The organism is Acinetobacter sp. YH12129, assembly GCF_013418685.1.
Taxonomy (GTDB): domain Bacteria; phylum Pseudomonadota; class Gammaproteobacteria; order Pseudomonadales; family Moraxellaceae; genus Acinetobacter; species Acinetobacter amyesii.
Genome location: NZ_VPBP01000055.1, coordinates 1 through 7817, shown reverse-complemented (window position 1 = coordinate 7817; position 7817 = coordinate 1). Strand labels below are relative to the sequence as shown.

At 41.7% G+C, this 7817-nt stretch carries 7 protein-coding genes; 5 read left to right on the top strand and 2 right to left on the bottom strand.

The window, feature by feature from the left end; genetic code table 11:
- From FTU65_RS15725 to FTU65_RS15710, 4 genes are all read left to right on the top strand, one after another.
- Positions 1-138, top strand: a 138-nt coding sequence (locus tag FTU65_RS15725; RefSeq protein ID WP_180009613.1) for a zinc ribbon domain-containing protein, incomplete at its 5' end; no start/stop codon positions are given.
- A 113-nt stretch (positions 139-251) separates the two neighbouring features.
- A complete protein-coding gene (gene purE, locus FTU65_RS15720; protein ID WP_078189531.1) occupies positions 252-764 on the top strand; it encodes a 5-(carboxyamino)imidazole ribonucleotide mutase in 513 nt (170 codons plus the stop codon).
- A 16-nt stretch (positions 765-780) separates the two neighbouring features.
- Positions 781-1902, top strand: a complete 1122-nt coding sequence (locus FTU65_RS15715) for a 5-(carboxyamino)imidazole ribonucleotide synthase (protein ID WP_180009614.1) — start codon at positions 781-783, stop codon at positions 1900-1902.
- A gap of 725 nt (positions 1903-2627) precedes the next feature.
- Positions 2628-3914, top strand: a complete 1287-nt coding sequence (locus FTU65_RS15710) for a lytic murein transglycosylase (RefSeq protein ID WP_180009615.1) — start codon at positions 2628-2630, stop codon at positions 3912-3914.
- Positions 3915-3970: 56 nt separating this feature from the next.
- Here the strand turns inward: FTU65_RS15710 and FTU65_RS15705 are convergent, their stop codons facing one another.
- Positions 3971-5098: an anhydro-N-acetylmuramic acid kinase gene (locus FTU65_RS15705; RefSeq protein ID WP_180009616.1), complete on the bottom strand. Its 1128-nt coding sequence runs from the start codon at positions 5096-5098 to the stop codon at positions 3971-3973.
- Positions 5099-5161: 63 nt separating this feature from the next.
- Between FTU65_RS15705 and tyrS the strand changes: the two genes are divergently transcribed.
- Positions 5162-6394 (top strand): tyrosine--tRNA ligase, encoded by a 1233-nt coding sequence (tyrS, locus tag FTU65_RS15700; RefSeq protein ID WP_171262600.1) that lies wholly within the window; start codon positions 5162-5164, stop codon positions 6392-6394.
- Positions 6395-6889: 495 nt separating this feature from the next.
- Here tyrS and FTU65_RS15695 read toward each other — a convergent pair whose 3' ends face one another.
- Entirely contained in the window at positions 6890-7531 is a 642-nt protein-coding gene (locus FTU65_RS15695; protein ID WP_180009617.1) for a YitT family protein, read from the bottom strand.
- Between the last annotated feature and the right edge of the window lie 286 nt (positions 7532-7817).

The window sequence follows — 7817 nt, the reverse complement described above, 5'->3', positions numbered from 1 at the left end:
AAAGGTAAGACAGATCTTGGAATAAGAGAATGGGAGTGCATGAGCTGTGGTACAGCTCATGATCGAGATATAAACTCAGCTCTAAACATTCTTGCGCTTGGGCATAAGCGTCTAGCTGTAGGAATCATCCTCTTTTAAGGGGGTGAGGATGTCAATGAGATGAATTTTCAGTCTATAATACGGGGCTCTTATTAAAGCTTGGCTCTAGTCGAGATTTACTCTCTCTTACTTTAATCTCTGGAAACATTGCAATGAATGCGGCCGCTTCACAAGACACTCCTCTCGTTGGAATTATCATGGGTTCTCAATCGGATTGGGCAACGCTAGAAAACACTGCCAATATGCTCAAACAGCTTGGCGTCCCATTTGAAGCGGAAGTAGTATCTGCACACCGAACTCCAGATCGATTATTCGAATATGCCGAAACCGCACGTGATCGTGGTATTCAAGTAATTATTGCCGGTGCTGGCGGCGCAGCACATTTGCCAGGCATGTGTGCAGCCAAGACTGATTTGCCTGTACTCGGCGTACCGGTAAAATCATCGATTCTAAATGGTGTTGATTCACTGCTTTCAATTGTACAAATGCCTGCAGGGATTGCTGTCGGTACTTTGGCCATTGGCCCAGCGGGTGCAACCAATGCGGCGATCATGGCTGCACAAATTTTAGGTTTAACACGGCCTGAAATCGCAAAAAATGTTGCAGATTTCCGTGCTGCGCAAACCGATAAAGTGGCGAGTAAAAATATTCCGGGTCAAGCTTAATTAAGGGGCATTTCTCATGGATAAAACCATTGGTATTTTTGGTGGTGGCCAGCTTGGTCGCATGATGGCGCAAGCGGCATTGCCTTTAAACATTCAATGCACCTTCTTTGAAGCGAGTACCGACTGCCCTTCTGCAGCGCTGGGTCCAGTGATTTCGACTCAAGCTGAAAATGGTTTGCAAGATTTCATTCAGAGCGCAGATGTTTTCAGCTTAGAGTTTGAAAATACTCCGCTGGCAGATGTTGATGTGCTGACCAAGAACAAAGCACTGCACCCGCCGCGTCAAGCTTTAGCGGTTGCACAGCATCGTTTGTCTGAAAAAGCCTTGTTTGATGAGTTGGCCATTCCCGTTGCACCGTATAAGGCCGTAACGTCTTTAGAGAGCTTAGAAACTGCTGTTGCGGAGCTGGGCTTACCGATCGTGCTGAAAACATCGCGTGGCGGTTATGACGGTAAAGGTCAATTTGTGCTACGTAGCGCTGATCAAATGGATCAAGCATGGGCTGAACTGGGCCCTGCTGGTGAATTGATTGCGGAAAGCTTTGTAACCTTCTCACGTGAAGTCTCAATCATTGCGGTGCGTGGTCAAGACGGTGATGTGAAAACATGGCCATTGGCGGAAAACCACCACCACAACGGCATTTTGTCGCATTCGATTGTGCCTGCGCCAAACAGCGCAGACTTACAACCAGTTGCGCAAGACTACATTACTCGCCTGCTCAATCATTTGAATTATGTCGGTGTTTTGACGCTAGAGCTGTTTGTGACAGATAAAGGCTTATATGCCAATGAGATGGCGCCACGTGTGCATAACTCTGGGCATTGGTCGATTGAAGGCGCAGTGTGTTCACAGTTTGAAAACCACATTCGTGCTGTAGCAGGTCTACCTTTGGGTTCGACTGAAGTTGTTCGTCCAACGGTCATGGTAAACATCATTGGTCAACATCCGAAATCTGAAGATGTATTGGCACTGAATGGCGCGCATTTGCATCTGTATAACAAAACAGAGCGTGAAGGTCGCAAAATTGGTCACATCACTTTAATGCCGAACGATACCGCTGAATTAACAGCTTTATGTCGTGCTTTGGCGAAAATTTTGCCGAATCCATTGGCACTTAGCGAAGATATGACCATTTAAACCTGAGTTTGAATGATAAAAAAGCGGTCATGCACATGGCCGCTTTTTTTATTGCTGTAGTTCGGGCATCATTGCGCCTCTTTGCAAAATCACACCGTTTATCGGTGAAACGATAAGAAACTATTGATCATAAAGTGTTCGTTCGTTTATAAATATTCTGCGCTAATCTTCGTATGGTTTTTTCTGTATCAATGGCCTGCGATGTATGTGAATCAAAATCAAAAATAACTAATGCGTTTTGAATTCGAACTGTGTTTTTAAATTTAAACTATGAATTTGAATTCAAAAAATCCTATACCAAAAACAATGAATTCAAAGTTTATGAATTTAAATTTGAAAAAATGAATTCATTTCGCTGTGTTTAAATTTAAAAAATTTGAATTTAAAAGTTGCGTAGAATTATTGGATCTATAGAGAGTGTATTTAAAACCTATAATATTTTGATTATTAACAATAAAAATTAATTTTCACGCCATTTTAAATTTGTGGATAACTTTTTATGCACGTAATTTATTTTTAAATTTAAAAGTTTTGAATTTAAATCGCTGTTTGGATTGTAATGAATTTAAAGTTGGGTTGTGGGTAACTGCTTTTGAATTTAAATTTAAAAAATGAATTTAAATAAGTAGAAATTATGAATTTAAATTTACGTTTTGAACCTTTAACTTTTGCTTTGAGCTGCTATTGTTAAAGCAACAATTTAAATTCAAAAAAAGATCAAGGGTATGAAGCATCACTTAGGATTTGTTTTCGGGACTGCTTTTTTGGCAATAACTCAGGCAAATGCCGAGTTGATTATTAATGGTCAGTCTGTCAATGCGTCGAGCATGCCTGCAACAAGCAGCATTTCACCACAAAATAACTTTCAAGGCTGTTTAGCCAATTTGCGCTCGCAAGCAATGAATGCTGGCGTGAGTGCGTCCACTTATGATCGCTATACACAAAATTTAACACCTGATTATTCTGTGATTGAAAAGCTCAACTATCAGCCTGAGTTTTCAACTCCGATTTGGGACTATTTGTCCGGTCTGGTGGATGAAGAGCGTGTACAATTGGGTCGGCAGAAATTGGCACAGCATCGTGATGTATTAAACCGTGTCGCAGCGGCTTATGGTGTACCTGCTGAAACCGTGGTTGCGGTTTGGGGTGTGGAGAGTAATTTTGGTGATATTGCGGGTAGCTATCCTTTATTACAGTCATTGGGCACTTTAAGTTGTGAAGGCCGCCGTCAAAGCTATTTCCGTGGTGAGTTTTTTGCTGCCATGCGGATTTTGCAGCGTGGTGATTTAAATGAATCACAATTGAAAGGTTCGTGGGCAGGTGCATTTGGTCATACCCAATTTATGCCGAGCACTTATGAAGAGCTGGCCGTGGATTTTGATGGTGATAGCCGCCGTGATTTGGTATCGAGCACCACAGATGCGTTGGCTTCAACTGCGAATTTCCTGAAAAAGCGTGGTTGGCAAACTGGTCAGCCGTGGGGCTTTGAAGTAAAAATTCCCGAAGGAATGTCGATCAGTGGTGAAAGTCGCCGTAATAAAAAGTCATTAGACAGCTGGATGAATCGTGGTTTGCAGCGTGCCGATGGTACGCCGTTAATTCAAGGTAACCTTTCTGGATCGAGCCAAGCAGGTTTAATGGCACCGGTTGGGGCAAGTGGGCCTGTGTTCTTAGTGTTTAAAAATTTCGATGCAATCTACAGCTATAATGCGGCAGAGAGTTATGCATTAGCGATTGCGCATTTATCCGATCGCTTGCAAGGCAAGGGTGGCTTTAGTACGACATGGCCAACCGATGATCCTGGGACTTCACGTGCGGAACGACGAGAGATTCAACAGTTTTTACTTAACCGTGGCTATGACATTGGTAAAGTGGATGGATTAATTGGAGATAAAACCCGTCAAGCTATTCGACAAGAGCAAAATCGACTGGGTTTAAGTCCAACAGGACGTGCAGGGCAACAGATTTTACGCGCATTTCGCAATGAAAATGCGAAAAATATGATGCGTTAATTCATCAATAATAAAAAGGTCTGCAATTGCAGACCTTTTTTATATGTTTTTGACTCTTAAACCGCAGTGATTGTACCTAAGATACGATAACCAGCAGCACCCGTCACACTTGGTAAATTTGCACTAAGCTGATTGACAAAGCGCATCGCCAACCAAGCAAAGGCTGTGGCTTCCACCCATGTTGGGCTTAAGCCTAAATCTGCGGTACTTTGCACCGTCCATTCATGTTTACGTAGACGCCAGCGCAGTTGTTCTAAAAGGTGCGAATTGTATGCACCACCACCACAGACATAGACTTCACCAGTATCCATATCAGAACGGTAAATGGCTTTTTTAATGGCACGTGTGGTGAGTTTCATTAAGGTTGCTTGAATGTTTTCTGGCGTATCTTCGAGTTCGTCATATTCGAGATCTCCACGCCAATCGAGAATCTGTTCATCTAACCATTCTAGATTGAAGTCTTCACGACCTGTACTTTTTGGCGGTTCTTTAGAGAAAAACTCATGCGCTTGTAAGCGGTCGAGCAGGCTGCGAATAGGCTGACCATAAGCCGCCCAGTTGCCATTTTCATCATACGGTTGACCAGTATAACGTTCGCACCATGCATCCATTAAAATGTTGGCAGGGCCTGTATCAAAGCCATAGACATTTTCAGGTTTGCCTGCAGGTAACATACTGACATTGGCGATGCCGCCCAAGTTTAAAATCACACGGTGAATGGTGTCATGTTGGAAAAGCGCTTGATGGAACGCAGGAACTAAAGGTGCGCCTTGACCACCCGCAGCCATATCGCGGCGGCGAAAGTCTGAAATCACAGGGATTTTAGTGAGTTCGGTAATAATATTGGGGTCGCCAATTTGCAGGGTAAAACCATGTTCAGGACGGTGGCGAATGGTTTGTCCATGTGAGCCAATAGCCTTGATTTGACTACGATCTAGCTGATTTTTCTCGATCAATTCGTTGATGCCATGACCGATCATTTGAGCTAATGCAACGTCTGCCTTACCCATGCGATCAATTTCGTTATCATCAGGCAAAGTGAGCGCCATCAGTTCATCACGAAGGTCTGGGTCAAAGGGAAGTGTGAGCGTCGCATGAATCTCTAAAGGATCAAAAGAAGCAGCAACAATATCGACACCATCCATGCTTGTGCCGGTCATTACCCCAATGTAGATCGCTGTCATGATGATTCTTAAGCCTGCAATGTGCTGAAAAAGTGTTAGTATATCGCACAAATTGTATAACTGATCTATTTGGATTTTGTGATGTCAAATTTCCTGCCGGCTGAAGAACAACTTGCCCTCATCCAACGAGGCACACATGAGATTATTTCTGAAGAAGATCTTCTTAAGAAATTAAAGCAGAATCGCCCATTAAAAATTAAAGCGGGTTTTGACCCGACTGCACCTGATTTACATTTAGGTCATACGGTTCTGATTAATAAATTAAAAGTTTTCCAAGATTTAGGTCATGAAGTTTACTTCCTGATTGGTGACTATACAGCCATGATCGGTGACCCAACGGGTAAGAGTGCTACGCGTCCACCGTTGTCACGTGAAAAAGTTTTAGAAAATGCTAAAACGTATCAAGAACAAGTATTTAAGATCTTAGATCCAGCGAAAACTAAAGTTGTGTTTAACTCAGAGTGGTTTGGTCAAAAAACTGCTGCTGACTTGATTCAGTTGGCTTCACAGCAAACTGTGGCACGTATGTTGGAACGTGATGACTTCACTAAACGTTATAACAGCCATCAACCGATTGCGATTCACGAGTTTTTATATCCATTGGTGCAAGGTTATGATTCAGTTGCGCTAGAAGCGGATGTAGAGTTGGGGGGTACAGACCAAACCTTTAACTTGCTGATGGGTCGTACATTACAAAGCCGTTATGACCAAGAGTCTCAAGTGTGCATTACTGTGCCGATTCTTGAAGGTTTAGACGGCGTAAATAAAATGTCTAAATCTTTGGGTAACTATATTGCTGTATTTGATGCACCGGGTGCGATGTACCAAAAAGTGCTGTCAATGCCAGATGATTTGATCGAACGTTACTTTGACTTGTTGAGCTTTAAATCGATTGAAGAAATTCAACAGTTGCTCAAAGAAGTGGCTGAAGGCCGTAATCCACAAGAAGTGAAGAAAATTCTTGCACTTGAATTGGTTGAGCGTTTCCATGGCGCAGAAGCTGCGGCAAATGCACACAAAGGTGCAGGTAACTTGATTACTGAAGGCGAACTTCCAGAAGGTACACCAGAAGTGACGATTTCTCGTGGTGCATTTGGTGGTGAGATTTTCATTACTTCTATTTTGCGTGAAGCGGGTTTGACTAAAAATGCTGCTCAAGCAAAAGATGCAATTGGTCGTGGCGCGGTGAAAGTGGATTGGGAAGTGGTTGATGCAGGTTATGCTGTGTCAGAAAACAAAACTTTGATTATCCAAGCGAGCAAAAAAGCGATCGCAAAAGTAACTTTTACCGACTAATAAATTCTTGAATTTTTAGTTAAGTTATTGAATTAAAAGCAGGCTTTGGCCTGCTTTTTTTTACCAATTAATATATTAATAATATAAATAAGCAAATTCAAAAAAAACCTTATAAAAACAACACTTAAATTTTGCCAAATGTGTTGCATTTCTTGAATTTTATGTATAAGATTTATTCATCTAGAGATATATATACCATCTAGAGGGCACATAACGATAACTCCACTTTTTATAAGTCTCTTCCCCAAGGGACTCTTTTTTTAGTGAGTTAACAAATAACTATAATAACTACACGATGGATCGACTAAAGATTCAATTCTAAGGGAAAGATTTTGGGAGAGATCTTTCCCTTTTTTATTTGTAAAATTGAGCTATTCCTTTCAAAAATCACACTCATTTCTGTATTAAAGATTTTAATCGCGCCAGAAAAAAAGCCCGATTCAATCGAGCTTTAAAATGTCTCTCTACTAAGACCGATGTTCATGGAGTTTTGTTTTAGGGCTTAGAGCCAAATTGAATGAAGCTTAATTTAGGTAAGATCCGCTTAACTAATGTTCCCACTAAAAGTGCGGTAATAATGGTGCCTTCACGGACTCCGATGACTTGATGTAAGATCAGCCAACTACTGATAACCGCAATACTGACCAAGAGGATGTCGCCATAGGTTTTACAGTTGCCAAAATCAAGGCGATAACGAACAGCAATGGCTTGATAGAGACCTTCTGCGGCCAAGAGGACTAGACTGGCTTTGACCACTAAGCTCACACCTAAAGCAGTAATCAGGCAACTTGCCAAGCAAGCTAGGAGTTGAAGTGGGTAACTTTCTATGCTCCAGCCTTGGGTCAGCCACATTAAACCGTCAATAAATGCACCAAACAAAATTCCCACGGGTAATTGCAGCCACTGTATCCATTGAAAGCGTGATTTTAAGATCAGCATTTGCAGCAGGATCATGATGATATGCATTAATACTGTTAATGTGCCGACGGTGAGAGGAAAGATATAGCTAAAGCTGTAGGGCACCGAGGAAATAGGGGATGTCCCTAAATTTGAATGTATAGAGAGTACGACACCAAAAGCCAAAAATCCTAATCCGCCTAATAGTAAGAATAAGCGTGGAAAAAACTGTGTTGGCATCCTGCACCTAAAAAATAAAAAGAGTGTACGTAAAACGCAGCCTGCGCTCTATGCGTCTAAAGCCCAAAAATAGTGGCTTTTTATGACTGTGATCGTTAATAGTGATTATTCAAATAAAATAGGCTGTATTTTTATCAGCAAAAATGACTAAGCATGTAATTAACCTGAATCGCGGATAAGAAATTAACTTGAAAAAAAGGTGACTGAAAACCATTAGGGAGTTACCACACAACCTAAGCCTTCAGCCACCATGTTCGATTTTACATATTTCTTCTGCATCGTTGAT